We start from the raw sequence: 19,765 nt of genomic DNA, 5'->3' as shown, positions 1-19,765 counted from the left end.
GCCAACGCAAGCCTCCATGGATGGATCCACGGCGAGTTGTAGACGTTAACGCACTCACCGTTTTAGTCGACTTAAGTTACGTCACCTTTCCCCATCATATTAACGAAAAACTGTTTAATTTCATATTGAATGAACAGCAACGCCGGTATCAATATCAAAGTAATCAGCGTCGCAAACAAAATACCATAGCCCAACGACGCAGCAGCAGGGATCAAAAACTGCGATTGCGTCGACGTTTCACCCAGTAAAGGTGCCAATCCCGCAAACGTAGTCACCGACGTCAGTAACACCGCCCGTAAGCGCCCGCTACACGCTTTAACAATAGCATCATGTAATGACAGTTTCGCCTCTTTCATCAGTTCATTAAAACGCGAAACCAATAACAAGCTATCATTCACCACCACACCACTTAACGCCAAAATACCATTTAACGATAAAATACTAATCGTCAGATCATTTAACCAATGCCCCAAGATCGCCCCAACAATACCAAACGGGATCGCAAACATAATCAGCACAGGCTGCACATAGGATTTAAGCGGAATAGCCAGCAACACATAAATCGCCAATAATGCCCCCACAAATACCGAAATCATCGAACTTGTCGTCTCACCTTGTTCTTCGGCTTCACCCGCAAAGTGGATATTTAACACAGGGAATTGACGCGCTAACGCTGGCACTAAATCACGTTGTAAATTCGCCACCAGCTCATTTGATGCCAATATCGATTTATCCACCGACGCTGTTAAATACACGGTCCGTAAACCATCAATACGAGTGATTTCATCTTCTTGATATTCACGGCTAATACTCGCCACACTGCTCAACGGCACAACCGACCCGTTAGGTGTGCGCACACGCGCTTGCATAATATCAGCGACCGTTTGACGTTGCGCTTCAGGATAGCGTACGCGCACTTTCACTTCGTCTTTATCACGTTGGAAACGCTGTACGATCTCACCACCAAATGCTTGTAACACCTGTTGCGACAACGTCGCCGTATCCATGCCTAAACTACGGCCTTGCTCTGTTAATACAAAGCGTATCTGCGGCTGACCAGGGTTAAGGTTATCATCAATACCGCTGATACCCTGAATTGACGCTAACGCAGTTTTGAACTGTTCGCCAGCGGCTTTAACGGTGGCATCGTCCCACGATTTCAACTCCACTTTAAAGTTATCAACCATGTGCATACTCGACATGAATTTAAGTTTTTTAACCCCTTCTGGTGAACCTGATAGTGCCTGCCATTCTGCGGTGAACTCATTCGATGGATAAACAGAGTCTGCATCCAGCTCAATCGTTAATTTACCCGAGCTGTCATCTTCGGCAATAACCTGCAAACTCATGATCTCGGTATTATCTGCCGTCGCCAGCACATCGTATTTAGCCAACAGATTCTTATCTGCCTGTAATGCAGTCTACTCTAACCACAGTAAGTTAGTATTGGTTTGGCCAAAGCTAGCATCATTTTGCATCACCATATCCGCACTGACTACTTCGCCTGGAATATCAGGGAAGAATGTCACGCGAACACTGCCCGTTAATGGCAAACCAATCACCAGAATAAACAACGCAATGAAGGCTAAGATAACCGCATAACGAAATTTTAATGACCATTCAATAAGGTTACGGTAAATACGTACATTGAACCATTGTAACCCGGCATCCGCCGCATTTTGGATCCGCACCCACAGTCCTTTGATGCCAGCTGTCGATTGACGCGCAGTATTTAAGTGCGCTAAATGTGACGGTAGGATTAATTTAGATTCCACCATCGACAGTAATAAACAAATCGTCACTACCCCCGCAAACTGCGCATAGATCTTACCCAGATTACCGTCGACATTGGCAATCGCCACAAACGCAGCAACGGTCGTCAATACACCAAACAAGGTCGGGATAGCGACTTTCATCGTACCTTTGACTGTGTTTGCAACAGTATCGCCCTCTTCCTTACGGGTAGTATAAATACTTTCACCAATCACCACCGCATCATCAACGACAATACCCAGCGCCATGATAAAACCAAAGGTCGTCATTTCGTTAATCGTCAGACCAACAAAAGCATCTTGCATAAAAAATAAGGTGCCGAACAACACAAACGGTAAACCCGCCGCCACCCAAAATGCCACACGAAAGTTCAAAAACAGGGCTAACACAATAAATACCAGTGCAATACCGGTTAACGCATTTTTGCTTAAGAGAGATAAACGGTCTGTAATGGTGTCGCTTTGATCGTACCAAGTCACCAATTCAACATCAGCAGGTAATAACCCGCGTGCATGCCAATCATCAACCACTTCCTGCGCTTGTTTTACAATCTGAGTGATATCACCATAATCGTCCATGACTATCTCGATGGCCATGCCGTTTTGTTGATCATAACGCGATAAACTGTAACTATCATCGGCAAACGTGTCGGTAACAGTCGCTACATCAGCTAACATAACCACACTACCGTTACTGCCGGTAATCACCGGGATATGAGCAAACTCACGTTGCTGATAAGCCTGTGAAGACGCTTTTAAACGCATCATTTTTTCACCATTACGTAAACTGGTAGTCAGTGGCGTTGCGGACTCGGCATTGATCACCGCAGCAATATCAGCAATGGTTAGCCCATACGCCTGTAACTTAGCTTCGTCGACTTCGACAGAGATCATCGGCTCAACTTTGGCTTTAATCTCTAGATCGCGAATACCTGATTTCGCTAACAGATCTGATTTTAATTTTTCAGCTAAAGTCTGTAACGTCCCGCGATCCGCATCGCCGTATAACTGCACCCATAAAGCATGATCCTGACGTCGCGCTTTATCAATCACCGGGTTTTCGGCATCACTGGGAAAGTTATTGATCGCATCAACATTGGTTTTCACATCGGTGAGCAAGGTATCGAGTGAATAACCACTGGTTTTTTCAATACTGACTGAGCTGCCACTGGCATTAGACGTCGAGGTTATACGCTTAATACCAGCAACCGTTTCCAGTGCATCTTCAATCTTGATTGCGATGCCCTCTTCCGCTTGTTTAGCATCACCACTGTCGTAATTAACCGATACACGAATAGTATCCGGTTCAATACTCGGAAATGCTTCTTTGCGTAAGTTGCCTAACGCCATTACCCCAAGCAGGATGACACTAATCAGCAATAAATTGGCGGCAACTGAATTGCTCGCAAACCAGCTGATGAGACCTTGTAATGGGTTCATAGGGGATAACTCGCGAGGTGGTGACGAACCCGTTGTTAAATCACGATGTTGTTCACTCATAATTTCACACTCACGTTATTTATCGTCATACTTGCACTATTTCTCACATTATTATTTGCACTATTACGCTCACTATTCATCTTACTCGCACTGACATCAGCCAATTGCATATCACTTGGGTTGGCTAACTTCGCGATCACCTGCATGCCTTGCACATAACTGTGCAATGGACGAATGATAATATTGGCACTGTCTATTCCCGTCATTGGTTTGATGTAACTTAATTCACCTTGCGCAAACTGCTGCTGAGCAGTGAACGTCGCCAAGTTACCACCAGCACCGATATACCAAACTTCGCCATTTTGCGATATTGCCGAAGCGGGTAATTGCCATAAATTGTCCAGCGCTTTACCTTGTACTGTTGCCGTCACAAACGTACCGGGAAATAACGGTATTTGTTGTGCTAACGGCAGTTCAACAACAACCACTAACGCACGTTGGCGGCTGCTATTATCAAGATGCTGCTCGACACGTTCAACGTAACCTAACCACTGGCTATCACCCGTGGTATTGGTCAAGGTAACTGGCCATTTCCCCTCTACCGCACCACTGAGATTCGGTAAACTGGTCCATTGATGCGCTGATAACGGGATCTCAATCTCCATACGGTCGGTGCTGTATAAGGTGGCAATGGTATTACCCACTTGCAGATAACTGCCCAATTGCACATCCCGGCTTACCACTAACGCTGAAAACGGGGCGGTGATGGCAGTTTTGTCTAAATCACGTTGCGCTTTAGTTAACTGGCTTTGAGCATTTTTAAACGTTGCTTGCGCGGCAATCAGCTGTGGTTCACGCAATACCAGCGGGGAATCGGGGCCACCACTAATACCGGAATTCTGCCATTCCAGACGGGCTTGTAGGCCTTGGCGCTGCTCTTCTAACAAGGCTAATTTAGCGTCTGCGACTGCGACTTGGGCACTGCTAAAGGTTTGCAGATAATCAGTATCATCAATTTTAATTATCACTTCACCTTGCTTTAACAGCTTACCCGTTGCAAAATTTTGCCCTAACGATTCGACCTGCCCACTGACTTCGCTGGTGAGGGTGAGTTGATAGCGCGATCTTGCCTCGCCATAACCAATCACTTCAGCTTGGTAACTGCCTTTCGTCACTGCCATTACCGCGACCTCTGGGTATTGCACCACAGCTTTAACAACAGAACCGTGCATAGCACTATTCTCAGAGCTGTTCGCAGCAGCCATTTTCGCGCCGTTGTAACTCAGAACAGCAAAAATACTGGCGGCGGCCGCGAATGTGACCGCGATAGTAATAACATGCTTGTTCATGATGCTTCTCCAGCATTGTCGGTGGTGATGCCAAGCCCTAAAGCCAGTCCTAAATCAATACGATTAACCAGTCGGTTGTAGGTTGCTTGCGTCAGTTGCGATTGCAGATCGAACGTTTGTTGCTGCACGGTGAGTAAATCTAATATATCTACCAGCCCTTGACGGTATTTAGTTTGATAGTTGCTCTCGCTGCGCTGCGCACTGTTCAACGCGTCATTGAGGTGCTGCTGCTGACGTTTTAACGACTGCTCTTGGCCGAGGCTATTTTCGACCTCATTCACTGCCGTTAATAACGTTTCTTGATAAGCCCAGTACATTTGCTCGGTAGTCAGTTCCGCTATTTCAATTTGGCTGCGTAACTTACCACCTTGGAAAATAGGTGCAGTCAATTGGCCCAATAAACTCCATGCGGGACTGATTAATAGCGCTTCGCTGGGTGAATTGGCGATATCGGTTAATGAGGCGGAGAGACTGATTGACGGTAACAAGGCTTTATAAGCCACATCCGTGCGGTATTGTGCGGCACTAATCTTCGCATAAGCGGCTTGTAAGTCTGGGCGGCGACCTAAATCTTGTGCCGGTAAACCCGCTAATGGTTGTAATACGTTGGGGAAGTCATGAGCCACTGCAATCGCTGTTGTTTGCCCTAATAATAACCCTAGGTTACGTTGGTTCTGAGCCAATGTTTCTTGCTGCTCGGCTAACGTTGCACGAGTCTGCGCACTGCTGGTTCGCGCATTATCCAGTTCTTCAAGCGCCCCAAGACCGCTGCGATAGCGACTTAACACAAAGTTCTCATTATTATCTAATACCGCTAAGCGTGACGTTTCAATAGTGATAAGTTGTTGCTGTAAATTGATTTGTAACCAACTGCGCATGATGTTTGCGGCTAGTGCATCGCGCGCACCTTGGTAAGTAGCCTCCGAACTGGCTATATCCATGTCGGCAGCAGCGACTTCATCACTGATTTTCTGCCAGAGATCAAGCTCCCAGCTAACGCTAACATCGGTTTTATAACTCGCATCACCCTCATCACTCTCGGCATTAAATCCGGCATTCACTTGCGGAATTCGGCCACTTGTGGTCACACCACGTTGTGCATAAGCCATTTGCAGCGCAATCGCGGTTTGTTGTAAACTTGGGTTTTGCAATATGGCTTGTTCGACTAAACTAGTTAGTTCAGGCATCGCAATCAATGCAGTTAATTGCGTAACGTCAACCGCATCTTGCTGTTGGTATTGCCACTGTGTTGTTGCTGTTCGTGCTGCATCTGCATGTTGTTGGTAATCAACCGCAGTATTGCTACAACCAACAACTGCTGCTAATGTAAGTGTTAACACTGAGTATCGTAGTGCTATCACTGAATATCGTAATGGACTTGAAATAGCCATTTTATTCTCCTCAGTTTTACTGAGGTAAGTATAAAAAATGGCGGGTTAAGGCAGGGTTAAGATGTTATTATATGTCTATTTATTGACATTAATTTATCACGTTTTTAAAAGTGCGATCTAATCTACTAAAATCTCACACTTAAAACGTATAATTAGCGATAACTCCAAATAAGGATATAAGGAATTAAATATGCCATTTATTAACATCAAACAGTCATTTTCTGAGTGGCAAGAGCGCCTTAATATGCTCGCGGATCATTCAGGCTTACACTCCATCCTGATTATGGAGTCAAAACCCGATACGATGGAAGTTGTCGTGGCGAATGAACAGCCTATTTACCATGTCGGTGATTGTGGCCCCAAAAGTAGACAGCCAGGTTGTCACGAACTGTATTGCGAACGTGTGGTTGATACGGCGCAGCCAGTGTTTATTCCAGATGCCAGTATTGATGATGAATGGAAAGGTAACGAAGATTACGTAAAGTTTAACTTAGGTGTTTACCTGGGTTTTCCGTTAGTCAGTCAAGGCGTAGTTGTCGGTACGATCTGCGCGTTAAACGATAAGACCTTTGATTTTAATGAAGGCTCACCATCGGTATGCAGTGAGTTAGTACAATTAAAGACAGATATCGAATTAGCATTCTAATCATGTAAGTGTGCAGCATATTGATGTGCTGCTCACCATACCCACCAGACTTCCTTCCCGAATAAAGTACATCAAGCTATGCTAACCATATAGTTATTGTCCCCTATAAAAAATCCAGATATATTATTGAAAAGGTTAGAATTACTCTTTTTGTTATATATAAAAGCATACAAAACTGTGTCTGATTTAAGCGAACCGTTATTTTTCAGTCAAATTAGCACTGAAAACAATCTAAACGCTTATATTTAATAGGTTTTTTTGGTTAGTGTGTGTATGCTGATTAATTCATAAATAAACAGCGCATTTAGCCCATTAATGTTAGACAAGTAACGTTATACAAATGGCGTTACTATTTGTTATACATAAATAAAATTGAGATGTCATGATGGATTTGCTCCCCTCTCTATTACAACAAATGAGTGTCTACCTTGTTTTGGCTTATCTGCTCAGCAAAACACCCATTTTCATGCCGTTATTAAATATCTCCTCACGTTGGGAGCATAAGCTTAGCTGTTATTTAATATTCTCAATGTTTTGTATTATGGGCAGTTATTTTGGTCTGCAATATGGTGATGCGATAGCCAATACGCGCGCAATCGGCGCGGTGATGGGCGGTCTATTTGGTGGTCCTGTTGTCGGGTTAGCAGTCGGTATGACTGGTGGCATACATCGCTACTTTATGGGTGGGTTTACCGACTTTGCCTGCGCAATTTCGACATCGCTTGAAGGGTTAATTGGTGGTTTGCTGCATGTCTACTTGCTTCGCAAGAACAAAATGCATTACTTATTTAAACCACACGTTATTTTTCTCATCACGCTATTTTCCGAACTGACTCAAATGGCGATAGTGTTGGTTATTGCCAAACCCTATGCGCAAGCGTATGCACTGGTGAGCGAAGTCGCACTGCCTATGATCACGGCAAATACCTTAGGTGCGGTATTATTTATGAGTATCATCGAAGATAAAAAATCTATTTTTGAAAAATACTCAACCGCCTTTTCACAACGCGCGCTGAGAATTGCAGATCGTAGTGTCGGTATTCTCAGTCAAGGGCTAAATACGGAAAGTGCGCAGACCATTGCGCGCATTATTTATGAAGAAACGAATGTCGGCGCCATCGCCATCACGGATACCAACAATATTTTGGCCTTTATTGGCATCGGCGAACAACATCATCATATCAATATCCCTATTTCTAACTATATTCAGCAAGCTATCGATGAGAACCGCATCATAGATTTAAACAGTACAACCAATACTTATCAATGCTCAATTGATGACAAATGTCGACTCGGCTCAGCGTTTATCTTACCGTTACGTAATGGTGATAATAAAGTTGTAGGTACAATTAAGTTATACGAACCACGCCGAAAACTCCTGTCTAACATCAATATATCAATGGCAGAAGGTATCGCCCAACTCCTTTCTAGTCAGATATTACTGGGCCATTACCAACAGCAGCAAACCTTGTTAACACAAGCTGAACTCAAATTATTACACGCGCAAGTTAACCCGCACTTTCTGTTTAATGCATTAACTACTATCAGTGCCGTTACGCGCCGCGAGCCCGAGAAAGCGCGGATGTTGATCCAACATCTTTCACAATTTTTCCGCAACAATCTAAAGCAGAACATTGAATCGGTTAGCTTGCGCGAAGAGTTGTCTCATGTGAATGCTTATCTGACCATAGAACAAGCACGACTCACTAGTCGTCTTAGCGTTAGCGTTAATATTGCCCCTGAATTGATGGATATCAAACTACCTAGTTTTACCCTGCAACCCCTCATTGAAAATGCGATTAAGCACGGTATTTCAACCATGCTGAGTGCGGGTAAATTAGAAATATACAGTCAAAACACGCCCGAGGGTCCACGTATTTTTGTCACCGATAATGCCGGTACATTTGTCACTAGCAAAGAAGAAAACACGGGTTTAGGACTTAAAATAGTAGATAAGAGACTGATTAATCACTTTAATGAGCACTCAAGTTTACAGATTTCGACGACCAAAAATAAGCTGACCCAAGTATCTTTTTTGCTGCCAACCAGCACGATAACAACGGATAAGGAACACTAACTCATGCTTAATGCCATCGTCATTGACGACGAACAATATGCGCGTGAAGAGTTAATCGAATTATTACATGAAACCAAGCAAGTTCAGGTAATTCAACAAGCAGAAAATGCAATCGAAGGTTTACAATTAATCAATAAATTTAAACCTGACATTATATTTTTAGATATTCAGATGCCACAAATAACCGGCATCGAAATGCTGTCGATGTTGAATACAGATACCATGCCGAAAGTGGTATTTTCAACGGCTTATGATCAGTATGCGGTACAGGCGTTCGAAGAAAATGCTTTTGACTATCTGCTTAAACCTATTGATCCAGCCCGCTTACAAAAAACCGTTGAGCGCTTGGTCAAATCCACACAACAGCCAAATTATGAAGCCATAACACTCGAATACTTAGAGCGTGTGCCTTGTATTGGTCATAATCGTATTTTGATTATCGCCACACAAGATATTGAGTTTGCACACAGTGGATTGACTGGTGTATATATAAATACCGGCCAGCAAGAAGCGACAAGTCAGTTAACATTGAAAGTATTAGAAGAAAAAACGCCGCTGATCCGCTGCCATCGTCAGTATCTGGTGAATCTAAAAGCCATTAAAGAAATCCAGTTATTGGATAATGGTTTAGCCGAGATCATGACTAACAGTGGCCAAACGCTACCCGTTAGCCGCCGTTATTTAAAACTTTTAAAACAAAGCTTAGGCATTATCTAAACTGACACAAAAAAATAGCCTTACCACGAGAGTGAATAAGGCTATTTTTATGCTAAAGACTGAATATAAAGAAACATTACTTAAGTGTAGAAGCACTTCTTTTCATCCCTGCCAGGCTGATTTATATCCAATCTTCTTTGCATCCTTGTCAGCAACCTGCTGTTCGAGTTTAATCGATAGCCGCAAGCCACCAAAAAAAATACAACAAACTCATATAGATCTCCTTATTTATATGCACGTGATTTTAGTAACATAAAATCAGATTAATAGTATTGATTAAGTCAGCGGCGATATGGCAAGTTAAGCGGTTTACGTTACCGGTAACATTTGGCAACAATTAATACCAGCGGTTACTACGTAGATTAAGTGCGATAGATAAAAAAAAGCCCTTAATCAAATAATTAAGGGCTTAATAATAAACAGTTTAAATACTAAAATATTTATGGTTAAAATCAATTAAGCACAACATTTTTTGTACTTTTTACCACTACCACATGAGCAAGGATCGTTACGATTCGGTGTTTTTTCGAATACCGTTGTTTTTGGCTTATTTAACATACCGTCTAAATCACGGATGTTTTCTTCTTTGTCTGCATTCACTTCAATGTTCGCAACTAATTTTGTATCCGCTAAAATAGCCTCAACTTCAGTTTGACGCTCTGCCGTTTGCACAACCAAGTTTAAAGGTAACTCGTCAGTCCCAAGCTTAATATCGCGTTTAGTATTATAGCCAGCTTTAACGAAATTTTGTCTCGCGTCGATACGACCTTTGAAAAACATTTTAGACATCTGTAGTTCCTAATTTTGGGATATTCTTAATTCAACCCGCTCTTATACTATAAAAATGACAATTTTAAAACACTACACCACTTAATTAATTAAAACTGCGCACAAACTCAGTATATATAACTAAAGGTTTCGTTAATTTAGCCGCTAACCAACTTAGTTAACGTATCATGTTGAAAAATAATTATAATAATCATTATTATTAAGGTGCTAGTTATTATTTAGATCCAGCAGCACTTTTTCATTTTAATTACCTTATCGATAGGCTAGGACACACCCGAATGAATTTCAGTCAATTTAGTATCAAACAAAAACTGATCATCACCATGATTAGTGCCGTCATTACCGCGACCTTACTCGTCGGGTTCGTGAGTCAAAACTTAGCCAGAGAAGTTATCGAAACACGCTTAACCACATCTGAACTGCCTGCCAAGTTAATGCAGATCCGCAATCAGGTTGATAAAGAGATATCAACCTTACAGCAGGCCGCCCAGCAACTTGCGAGCAACCGGTTTATGCTTGAATTATTGAAAACTGAACGTACCACTGAGCAAGAAGCTCAGCTTGTGCAAGTGCTTAACGATGTAAAAAGCCAATATCAGCTTATTGATGCTTCCTTTGCTAACCGTATAAGCGGTGACTACTGGAATCAAAACGGTTTTTTACGTCAGTTGAACCATCAACAAGATAGCTGGTTTTTCGACTTTACCAACAGTAATCAACAACAGTCGGTGAGTGTATTTAGAGAAAGTAACGGTGAGATGAAACTCTTTATTAACTACCAGCAACGTAATGGGCAAGGCATGTCTGGCCTGTCAAAATCCCTCGATGATATGGTCGACTTTATCAATCAATTTAAGCTAGAGCAGAGTGGTTTTGTTTATCTGGTGGACGCGGCTGGCATGATCCGTTTACATAATGACAATACGCTTATGGGAAATACCAGCTTAAGCCAGCTATATGATAATCAACTGGCCACAGTCCTACTTAAAAAAACGGCATTCAATCTGACGGAAACGACCGTTTCGGATCATGCAACATTAATTGCCAGTAGTTATATTCCATCTATGGATTGGTATGTGGTTGCTGAATTACCAACCGAGGAAGCATTTGCCAGCTTATCGCAAGCCAATAACAAGATCATGCTATGGACATTGGCTATTGCCCTGATCTTTACGTTTATCGCAATTTGGTTAGGTAACAACATTACTCGCCCAATTGAACGTATCGCGACCGTGTTTTCGGAACTTGGTAATGGTGACGGCGACCTACGTCAGCGTATTGAAATACAAGGCCAAGATGAAATTGCGCAACTATCATTAGGTTTTAACAGTTTTATTACTAAGATCCACAATGCCATGCAAGAAGTATCACGCACTGGTGAAGCACTCCAAGAGGCCGCTGCAGAGGTTGCCAGCCAAGCACAAATCACCTTAGATAATAGCCATGAACAACGCGACCGCACCTTCTTGGTGGTCACTGCGATCAATGAAATGGGCGCCACCGTGAATGAAATCGCCAATAACGCATCCGCAGCTGCTGTTGAAGCCCAAAATGCTCAAGCTGAAACCAAAGATGGTCAGCAGGTTGTCACGCAAGCCAGTAATGTTATCAACCAACTTGCTGGTGATGTAGGTGAGGTGACCCAAGTCATCGATTCATTGGCTAATAATACCCAAGCTATTGGCAGTATTTTAGACGTGATTAGCAGCATTTCAGCGCAAACCAACCTACTTGCTTTAAACGCAGCAATTGAAGCCGCACGTGCGGGTGAACAAGGGCGTGGTTTCGCCGTAGTTGCCGATGAGGTGCGTAATTTGGCCAGTCGTACTGCGCAATCGACAAACGAAATTCAAACCATGATTGATAACTTACAAGATGAAGCGAGCAGAGCCGTCATGGCGATGCAGAAAAGCAGTGAGTTAACCACACAGGGGACTATTGCGACAACAGATACCTCGGCAGCCTTGGTCTCTATTGGCGAGCGTATTTTCCTGATCTCAGACATGAACACTCAAGTTGCAACTGCAACGGAAGAACAATCTACAGTGGTTAATGAGATAAACCAGAATATTGTCGAGATTAATGAGATAACACAATGTACTGCGGATACTGCTGAAGGTTTAGCTAAATCAAGTCACGAGCTGCGTGATTTATCAGTCCGTCTTGGTGACATGGTTGGGGTGTTTAAATTATAACAACGACCAGGTTGTCTGAACTCAATAAGCCCGGTAATACGGGCTTATTATTCAGATAACAAACGGCAACGATGGCATACTTCTAGTGTAAGGTCATCACCACCACCAATACACTGGCGAAAAGACTACTTAAAATAAGTTTACTCTCGACTTTCAGCTTGATGTCGCTGGGCCATTTAGTCTGAAACAAGTTCCGCTCAGGGCATTGATGTGCGGTTAACAGGTGCTCGTTCAGGGTATTATCATTTAACTGCTTAGCGCTATTCAGGTTGTCTGACTGACTTTGTTTTTCTAAACAAGCGTGGCGGATTTTAACATCACAATCGTCACACTTGTTCTTTATATTATCCATGCCTAAATGCATTAACAGTTGGCCAATATTTTCTATCTTGTCACCCTTACAGTTAACCTGTTGAATATTGCCATCGTTCAGTTCAGAAAGATGGCGATTACGATCCTGTGTGGACTGTTGAATTGTCAATATAAAATATCCTTACTTTAGAAATCAGATTCTCGATAACAGCTGGTACTTTGCTAATCAGTAAACCTAAAATACCTCTATAGGGATAATACTTAAATGTGACCTAGATCTCAATATTATTATGTGATTATAATCAATAAATATTAAATTATTTTTAGTGTCGCGAACAATGTTTTGTTACGCACCTCAATAGACTCTAATACCGCTTTAACCATGCTTTGGGTTAAATCATCTTTAAGCTTGTAGATTGGCATCTGGTTAAGCACCGGGTTTACCACCTGCTCTGCCATTCGGATCACCTGAGGGGTAAATAAATCAGGCATACCGTCAATGCTAACCTCATGGACCTGCATATTGGTGACATAAAATGCGGCGTCTTCAGCTCGATAACTCAGTGATCCCGTCAAACGAGCATAACCACGGCTTTCTAATCCACCAGTTAACAATTTAACCTTTAATTGCAGCTCAATTTCATTTTTGTCTTGCGCTAACTTCAGCACCGGATCTGTTAGTTCGACCGTCAAAAATGAGGTTTTTTTCACTAACGGCATCACTTTTGAAACTTTATCTTGCAGCTCTGCTTCCGTAAACTTAACCGTTAATGCCTGCACTGGTAATGGTAATGCTAACGCACACATAAACAGCCACACCGTTAACATTGACTTACTCATACACTTACTCATCTTTATAATTCTCTTTCTCGTTGACTCTATAGCCGTTGTTACGCTTCAATAGTACCATCTGTTACGCTACGAAGCTCATTTACAGCACTGAATCCAACCCGGTTATCACCCACAGAATAAGCAATAATTTGACTCAATTCTTGTAAACTATAACCTGATTCCTTCTGCCACTTATTAAAGGCATTTTGGATCGTAGTTAAACTACGTTTTGTCATTAAACCACCATCGATAAGCTGATGACCACGGAAATAAGCTTCAACATCCGAGCTTAAAATAAACGTATCTTTACCTAATCGGCGTAGTGCATAGGGACCGGTATTACCACCTAAACGACTGCCATGTTTCTTCATGTATTGCCACAAGCCGACAACATCATCAGCCGGCCACTGTGCTAACCATTTCGCCACCGATCCATATTCATCACAGATCTCTTTTAACCACTGCGCATTATCACGCACTGTTTTTACCTTGGTATAATTGCGAATAATTTTAGTATCTGCCGCTTTACGCTCTAACATATCATCGGGCATTAAGATCAGTTTATCGATATCAAAGCCCCAGAATACCTCTTCAAATCCGGCCCACTTGATTTCAATAATCCGCCATACAAACCCTGATTTAAAGATTGCACGGGTAAACTCAGCCAACACATCTCTGTCAGGCACAGTTGCAAGCTCATCGCTTGTCAGTGGTTGCGATAATAAATACGCTAACGCCTGCTCTCCACCCTTTCGTTCCGAAGCTCGGCTGTATATCTTGTCGAATGATTCCATTACTATTTATCGCCTGTATTGATATATGCCTTTAGTTTATCGCAATTTTAATCCAACTCGCAATGCTGAACAGAAAGAAGCGTTTGCAATACCACAACACTACCTCGTAATGACTAACTTAACTTGCATGATTCATCACTTTATTGTTCAATACACTTAGTGATAAACGTCGATAATAGAAACATTTTCGACATATTGGTTCTTATAATCAGCACATTATTCTAGATAATTCTCCACGCTTCGTTTACCCACTATCACATGACAATTTCCAAATAGCACTTAGTTGGTCTGTTACCAGCCCGACTCAGGTCTGGTATTGTTAAATCAAGTAGATATACATACCTTATCTGCAAAATACGTTGCTCAACATGTCGCGGTCGTATTACAAGAGATGCCTGCTGAATTTGGCTTCACCGTTAAAGAAGTCATCGCGATGGCGATTCCCCCCACCAAGGGTTGTTTTCAAATGCCACAACATACCAACACCGTATTGATGACGCATTACTTGAAGTCAATTTAACGTAAGTGTTTAGTGAACCGAAGTTCAAGTAAACATATGGCAGGAAGATACTTGGGCCGTCAGGAATCGAGTTATACCATAATTTATGACAATGTAGATGACTACTGGAATAGCGATTAGATTGAAGAAGCTTAACTCCTCAAATGTTTTTCCTGTCATGTACTGGGTGAACATTATGATTATAGCTAAGGAAAAAAGACTAAATATGCTATCGAGAGATAGGGTGTGTGCCTAGCTGTGTCAATTGAAATGGATCACACTGTCGCAAACTGCATTGAGTAGATCATCATTATGAGAAATGACTAATAGGCCTAATTGTCGTTGATCTACTTCATCGCACAGTGCGCGCCAAATATCCTGTTGGGTTAATGGGTCTAGTTGCGCAGTGACCTCATCACAAAGCAGGTACTTTGTTGTAGGGGCTAAGGCTCTGACCAAATTGAGTCGTTGTAACTCGCCCCCGGAAAGTTCACTCGGAAAGCGCTTCAACCAGCTCGGATCAATTTTATAACGCGCCAGTTGCCTTGCATCAATAGGATGGCTTTCGGTTAATGATCGCTCTAATGACCAGCGTGGATTAAATGCAAATTCCGGCTGTTGGCAGATCCACTGAACACTGTTTGGGCTATTTTTAGCTGTTGCGGGTTCTGTTGTTGCTATTTTAAGCTCACATTGCGATTGCGTAATCGTGCCTGAATGCAAAGGATGCATACCTGCAAGTATCATTGCAAGCGTCGACTTCCCACAACCGCTAGGGCCTGTCAAACCGAGTATCTCACCACTATGTAATGTTAGCTCAGGTAACTTAATTAATTTTTTTTCTCTTTTGGCTACGCCACTAACTAGCTTTAGCATTACAGTTCCTTGTCCAGTTTGCTGGGCTGGCATCCCACAGTGCTTGGGTATAAGCATTTGCTATGCCCTGTCTAATGGCTGCGGGGGTGGTATTGTCGACGATATGACCATCCTTAAGGACAAGTATTCGATGCGCGACTTGCACAATGCCAGGTAAATCATGGCTGATAATAATGACGCCTTTTGCTGGATGGATGTTGTCTGATTGACACAGCGCAGCAAGTTCACTAAAAACCTTGTTTGAGCGGCTTAATTCAAGCCCGCAAGTCGGTTCATCGGCAATAATAAAATCGGTATTTTGTATTAACGCCATTGCTGTGAGCACGCGTTTTGCCATGCCGCCCGAAAGTTGGTCAGGGTAAAGCGTTAATATATCGGGTTCCAAACTTGCCTGTTGTAAAGTAATAGCTAGCTGCGCAGGTGTATTCTTAGACGAGTTTGCCTGCTGTAATATTTGCGAACCCACACATGTACTTGGATTCAGAGTTGTCGCCGCTTGCGCCACAATGGCAATACTGTTTATTTCAATACTGTTTTTATCAGCAATTTTAAATTTAACAGTGCCTTGTTGCCGAAAACCCTGCGGTAATGCACCCAACAATGCATTTGCAAGAATACTTTTACCACTGCCACTGGCTCCAATTATAGCCAAACATTCACCCCGTTTAACGGTAAAGTTGGCGTTATTTAATAGTCGGTGGTGACGGTTTTCAATGGTGAGTTGCTCAACGATTAACATGATGATTGCCCCTTTCTTAGTGAGCGTGCGAAGCAAGTCGCATTTTCTGCCAGTAATAATAAAGCCATGATCAATACTAACCCTGGGAAGAGCGCCAACCACCAATTACCAATAATCAAATAGTGACTGGCTTCTGATAGTAATACACCCATTGAAGGTTGGTTTGGATCTAAACCAAAACCAAGAAATGTTAATGCCGCTGCGTGTAAGATGGCGTGGGGGATTAACAATAACAGACCCGTTAACCATTGTGGTAATAGATGTGGAACCATGTGCTGAACCAATACTTGCCAATAAGGCTTGCCAAAGTTTTTAGCTAACAAAACATAAGGTCGACGTATTAACTGTGTAACCTCGGCACGTAATAGCCGGGTTAATCGGGGCCAATGACTCAAGGTGATCGCAAAAATGACGCCTTGTGAGCTGCCATTTAATGCCAAGCTCAACAAAATGAGTAGTAATAAATGTGGCAATGACATCATGGTATCGACCAACAAATCGACAAACCAAGACAGTCGTTGATGCGTGCTGGCGATTATTGCGAGACTAAATGCAATGATTGAACTCATTAATGCGGCTATGCCACCCACTTGTAGGCTACTGATAAGTGCTTTCATTGTGCGAGAAAATTGATCTCGACCTAGCCAGTCAGTACCGAACCAATACGTTAATGAGGGCGGTTGTAGCTTGGCCATTAAATCAATATCACTACCTTGGTTCGGCCAAAAATAAGCGCCAGCAACCAGTAACAGGAAGCAGATCAGACTTGGGTAGGAGAGATGTTTCATTAAGTGATATCCTGACCAGGCAAAAGGGCGTGACGAAGTAAGTTAGCGATGCTATTGCCGGTAAAAATGAATATGGCTGAAATTAAGGTGATACCCATTAATAAAGCGGTATCGCCACTGAGGCCTGCGATCACGAGGGTATTTCCAAGTCCTGGATAATTAAATACGGTTTCAGCTAATATTGAGCCGCCAAATAACTCTGCAAAGCTCGCGAATTGCAGTACTAACGCAGGTGTTAAGCTGTTGCGCAATATGTGGTGGCGAATAATACCCCATGCCGATTTACCGTGCATGCGCGCATAATTGACATGCTCACTGGCCAACACATCAAGTACCTTTTCTTTGGTGTGCAGCACAATGGGCGCAAAACTTGTTGCTGCGAGTGCAATACAAGGCAATATCAAGTGCTCTAAACGGGTTAGCCAAGGTACATTACTTGGGTCCATGCCCAATGGGGCTGAACAACAAACTGGCAGCAGACTCAGTTTGACTGCAAATACATAAATAAGGATCAAGCCAAGCCAAAAAGAGGGCGTACTTGCCAGAAGCCAAGCGAAGCGGGTGATCAGCCGATCCCAAATGCTGTTTTCTGTTAAGGCCGCGACAAGGCCTAAAACATAACCCGTAAGTAATGATAAAGTCCAACTTGCTCCCATCAATAATAGGGATGACGGAAAACGCTCGATAATAACGTCAATCACTGGCTGATGAAATTTAATCGAAAATCCGAGATCACCCTGAAGTAAATGCTGACCCCAGATGATGAAGCGTTCAGAAATGCTCTGGTCTAAACCTAAATTCTGTGCGAGTAAGAGCCGCTGTTCATTCGACACCGACATCATCTGATCACCAATATAATAATTGAGCGGCTCGATCGGTGATATCGCCAATAAAATGAAGGCGAATAGCGTGACTAGTACTAGTTGAAGTAAGAGCCGCGCTGTAGCGCGGCCAATAATGGTTACTGGCATGTCCATGACCATTCAGTAATATTTGCAGTGAGTGGCCAACCATGTCCATGAGGTTCAGGTATTGGGTCACCCAGATCTAAGCATGAAGTGGCTGCGTATAAATGGTCTAAATTAACTAGCCAGGTCCAGGGTTGATCCGCCAATATCTGCTGTTGCGCCTGTTGCCAAAATGGCAGAGAGGCTTCCCAAGACGGGGCATTACTAGCGTTATCAAGGGCTTGATCAACTTTATCACTACTATAGAAACCAGTATTAAAGAAATCGACACCCGCAAAGTCACTGTGATAAACAAAGCGAACTTCTTTTGCTGAGTGGCTACCAAAGCCCATCAATACTGGATTCTCATGCATTTTTGTGGCAATAAAATCCCAGCCACCAGCAAGTAACTCAATATTAATGCCTAATGGTTTGACCATATCCGCGGCGACAATCGATAATTGTTCACGCACGCTGTCACCCGATTTGTATAATAGGGTCATACTTGCTTCATGCCCATCTTTGTCGATAATGCCATTCCCATTGGTATCCGCCCAGCCAGCGTCACTGAGTATTTTTTTCGCGGCAGCAAGGTCGGCGCTGTTTGATAAGTTTTGCTCTACCGGGCCCCAGGGCATGTCATCGGCAATGGAATGAGCAGGACGGCCATAACCGTTTAATACGCCATTGACCAATAAATCACGATCCATCGCCAGGTTGATCGCTTGTCTAATTGCTGGGTCTTGGCTAACGTAGTTGCCGTTTGCTTGTTGATTATCTGTTTTGTTTGGCTTGTTTACTGGCCAAGATATACCGCGGTTATCAACACTATCAATCTGCCATAGCGCCAAAGGCGGTGTGATCACCGATGAAAATCGCTGAGGAATTGCGGCAAGTTGTAATTGACCCGATTTAAGCAAGGCCAACTTACTGTCTTCATCCGTAAACACAATTAAGATATTTTCAAATTGTGGTTTTTGCGCATGATAAAATGGGTTTGCCGTAACTAATAGCTGCAGCCCCTTGTCCCAACGCTGAAAAATATAAGGCCCAGAGCCGATAGGATGCTGGCCGTAGTTTTCGTCATAACTGTTTTTTGGCACTATGCCAAGTGAGGCAAGTTCATCAATGAACGTGATGTCAGGTTGCTTTAGGATAAAGCGGAGATTGCTTGCATCCACTACTTCAATTTTAACTAGGTTGTTTAAATCATGCGTTGTTGCAGCACTTTTTGCCGTCAGATAAGTAAAGGCGATATCTGCTGAGGTAAGATCACTGCCATTACTGAATTTAATATTTTGCTTTAATTCAATGGTCCAAGTTAAGCGGTCGCTTGAAAGCGTCCAGTTTGCAGCAAGATCACCCGTGAGTTCTAAATTTTTATTACGACGAATAAGGGTCGATTGGAATAATGGATCACCATAACGGCCCCAGCCATAAATTGGATCAAACCCGGCGTCGGGCTCATTGCCCAGAGATATAATTAATTGTTCTGGTGTTGCGGCATTCGATTCCGAAAGTGCAGCTGTAAATGGCATCGTAATGGCGAGCGTTGCCATAATAACTGATGTATACTTCATCATCCCTACTCCCTTGTAGATAG

At 42.9% G+C, this 19,765-nt stretch carries 16 protein-coding genes and 1 pseudogene; 5 read left to right on the top strand and 12 right to left on the bottom strand.

Annotated elements, in window-relative coordinates; all coding sequences use genetic code 11:
* Positions 1–71 precede the first annotated feature (71 nt).
* The 3 genes and pseudogenes from HRT96_RS08540 to HRT96_RS08530 form a co-directional block, all read right to left on the bottom strand.
* Positions 72–3,212: pseudogene (locus tag HRT96_RS08540) on the bottom strand (efflux RND transporter permease subunit).
* A gap of 56 nt (positions 3,213–3,268) precedes the next feature.
* A complete protein-coding gene (locus HRT96_RS08535) occupies positions 3,269–4,561 on the bottom strand; it encodes an efflux RND transporter periplasmic adaptor subunit (RefSeq protein ID WP_293154937.1) in 1,293 nt (430 codons plus the stop codon).
* A complete protein-coding gene (locus HRT96_RS08530) occupies positions 4,558–5,952 on the bottom strand; it encodes a TolC family protein (RefSeq protein ID WP_293154934.1) in 1,395 nt (464 codons plus the stop codon). The genes HRT96_RS08535 and HRT96_RS08530 overlap by 4 nt, the downstream gene beginning before the upstream one ends.
* A gap of 190 nt (positions 5,953–6,142) precedes the next feature.
* On the opposite strand from HRT96_RS08530, the gene HRT96_RS08525 reads away from it, so the two are divergent.
* The 3 genes from HRT96_RS08525 to btsR all read left to right on the top strand — a co-directional run bounded on the left by HRT96_RS08525 (position 6,143) and on the right by btsR (position 9,392).
* Entirely contained in the window at positions 6,143–6,598 is a 456-nt protein-coding gene (locus HRT96_RS08525) for a GAF domain-containing protein (RefSeq protein WP_293154931.1), read from the top strand.
* Between the two features lie 385 nt (positions 6,599–6,983).
* On the top strand, positions 6,984–8,675 hold the full coding sequence (locus HRT96_RS08520) for a sensor histidine kinase (protein ID WP_293155061.1): 1,692 nt from the start codon (positions 6,984–6,986) through the stop codon (positions 8,673–8,675).
* A 3-nt stretch (positions 8,676–8,678) separates the two neighbouring features.
* Positions 8,679–9,392, top strand: coding sequence for a two-component system response regulator BtsR (gene btsR, locus HRT96_RS08515; protein WP_293154929.1), 714 nt, complete (start codon positions 8,679–8,681; stop codon positions 9,390–9,392).
* Positions 9,393–9,848: 456 nt separating this feature from the next.
* Here btsR and HRT96_RS08510 read toward each other — a convergent pair whose 3' ends face one another.
* Positions 9,849–10,181 (bottom strand): PBPRA1643 family SWIM/SEC-C metal-binding motif protein, encoded by a 333-nt coding sequence (locus HRT96_RS08510; protein WP_293154926.1) that lies wholly within the window; start codon positions 10,179–10,181, stop codon positions 9,849–9,851.
* A 278-nt stretch (positions 10,182–10,459) separates the two neighbouring features.
* On the opposite strand from HRT96_RS08510, the gene HRT96_RS08505 reads away from it, so the two are divergent.
* Positions 10,460–12,376 (top strand): methyl-accepting chemotaxis protein, encoded by a 1,917-nt coding sequence (locus HRT96_RS08505; protein WP_293154923.1) that lies wholly within the window; start codon positions 10,460–10,462, stop codon positions 12,374–12,376.
* Between the two features lie 82 nt (positions 12,377–12,458).
* Here HRT96_RS08505 and HRT96_RS08500 read toward each other — a convergent pair whose 3' ends face one another.
* From HRT96_RS08500 to HRT96_RS08490, 3 genes are all read right to left on the bottom strand, one after another.
* Positions 12,459–12,857, bottom strand: coding sequence for a hypothetical protein (locus HRT96_RS08500; RefSeq protein ID WP_293154920.1), 399 nt, complete (start codon positions 12,855–12,857; stop codon positions 12,459–12,461).
* Positions 12,858–13,000: 143 nt separating this feature from the next.
* Complete coding sequence (locus HRT96_RS08495; RefSeq protein ID WP_293154917.1) at positions 13,001–13,528, bottom strand: DUF1439 domain-containing protein; 528 nt, start codon at positions 13,526–13,528, stop codon at positions 13,001–13,003.
* Positions 13,529–13,578: 50 nt separating this feature from the next.
* A complete protein-coding gene (locus HRT96_RS08490) occupies positions 13,579–14,313 on the bottom strand; it encodes a DNA-3-methyladenine glycosylase I (protein WP_293154914.1) in 735 nt (244 codons plus the stop codon).
* A 316-nt stretch (positions 14,314–14,629) separates the two neighbouring features.
* Here HRT96_RS08490 and HRT96_RS08485 point away from each other — a divergent pair, with 316 nt between their 5' ends.
* The gene (locus HRT96_RS08485) at positions 14,630–14,833 is read left to right on the top strand and encodes a hypothetical protein (protein WP_293154912.1); all 204 of its coding nucleotides are present in this window, start codon (positions 14,630–14,632) and stop codon (positions 14,831–14,833) included.
* 240 nt (positions 14,834–15,073) lie between these two features.
* Here HRT96_RS08485 and HRT96_RS08480 read toward each other — a convergent pair whose 3' ends face one another.
* Genes HRT96_RS08480 through HRT96_RS08460 form a run of 5 tightly spaced genes read right to left on the bottom strand, consistent with a single transcriptional unit; the run spans position 15,074 to position 19,745 of the window.
* The gene (locus HRT96_RS08480) at positions 15,074–15,688 is read right to left on the bottom strand and encodes an ATP-binding cassette domain-containing protein (RefSeq protein ID WP_293154910.1); all 615 of its coding nucleotides are present in this window, start codon (positions 15,686–15,688) and stop codon (positions 15,074–15,076) included.
* Entirely contained in the window at positions 15,672–16,427 is a 756-nt protein-coding gene (locus tag HRT96_RS08475) for an ATP-binding cassette domain-containing protein (RefSeq protein WP_293154907.1), read from the bottom strand. The genes HRT96_RS08480 and HRT96_RS08475 overlap by 17 nt, the downstream gene beginning before the upstream one ends.
* On the bottom strand, positions 16,421–17,215 hold the full coding sequence (locus tag HRT96_RS08470) for an ABC transporter permease (protein ID WP_293154904.1): 795 nt from the start codon (positions 17,213–17,215) through the stop codon (positions 16,421–16,423). Before HRT96_RS08470 ends, HRT96_RS08475 begins: the two co-directional genes overlap by 7 nt.
* Positions 17,215–18,186 (bottom strand): ABC transporter permease, encoded by a 972-nt coding sequence (locus HRT96_RS08465; RefSeq protein WP_293154902.1) that lies wholly within the window; start codon positions 18,184–18,186, stop codon positions 17,215–17,217. Before HRT96_RS08465 ends, HRT96_RS08470 begins: the two co-directional genes overlap by 1 nt.
* A complete protein-coding gene (locus HRT96_RS08460; RefSeq protein ID WP_293154899.1) occupies positions 18,177–19,745 on the bottom strand; it encodes an ABC transporter substrate-binding protein in 1,569 nt (522 codons plus the stop codon). Before HRT96_RS08460 ends, HRT96_RS08465 begins: the two co-directional genes overlap by 10 nt.
* Between the last annotated feature and the right edge of the window lie 20 nt (positions 19,746–19,765).

It is taken from the genome of Moritella sp. (genome assembly GCF_013215705.1).
In the GTDB taxonomy this organism is placed as follows: domain Bacteria; phylum Pseudomonadota; class Gammaproteobacteria; order Enterobacterales; family Moritellaceae; genus Moritella.
The sequence above is the reverse complement of the archived record's forward strand: the minus strand, read 5'-3'. Positions and strand labels throughout refer to the sequence as shown.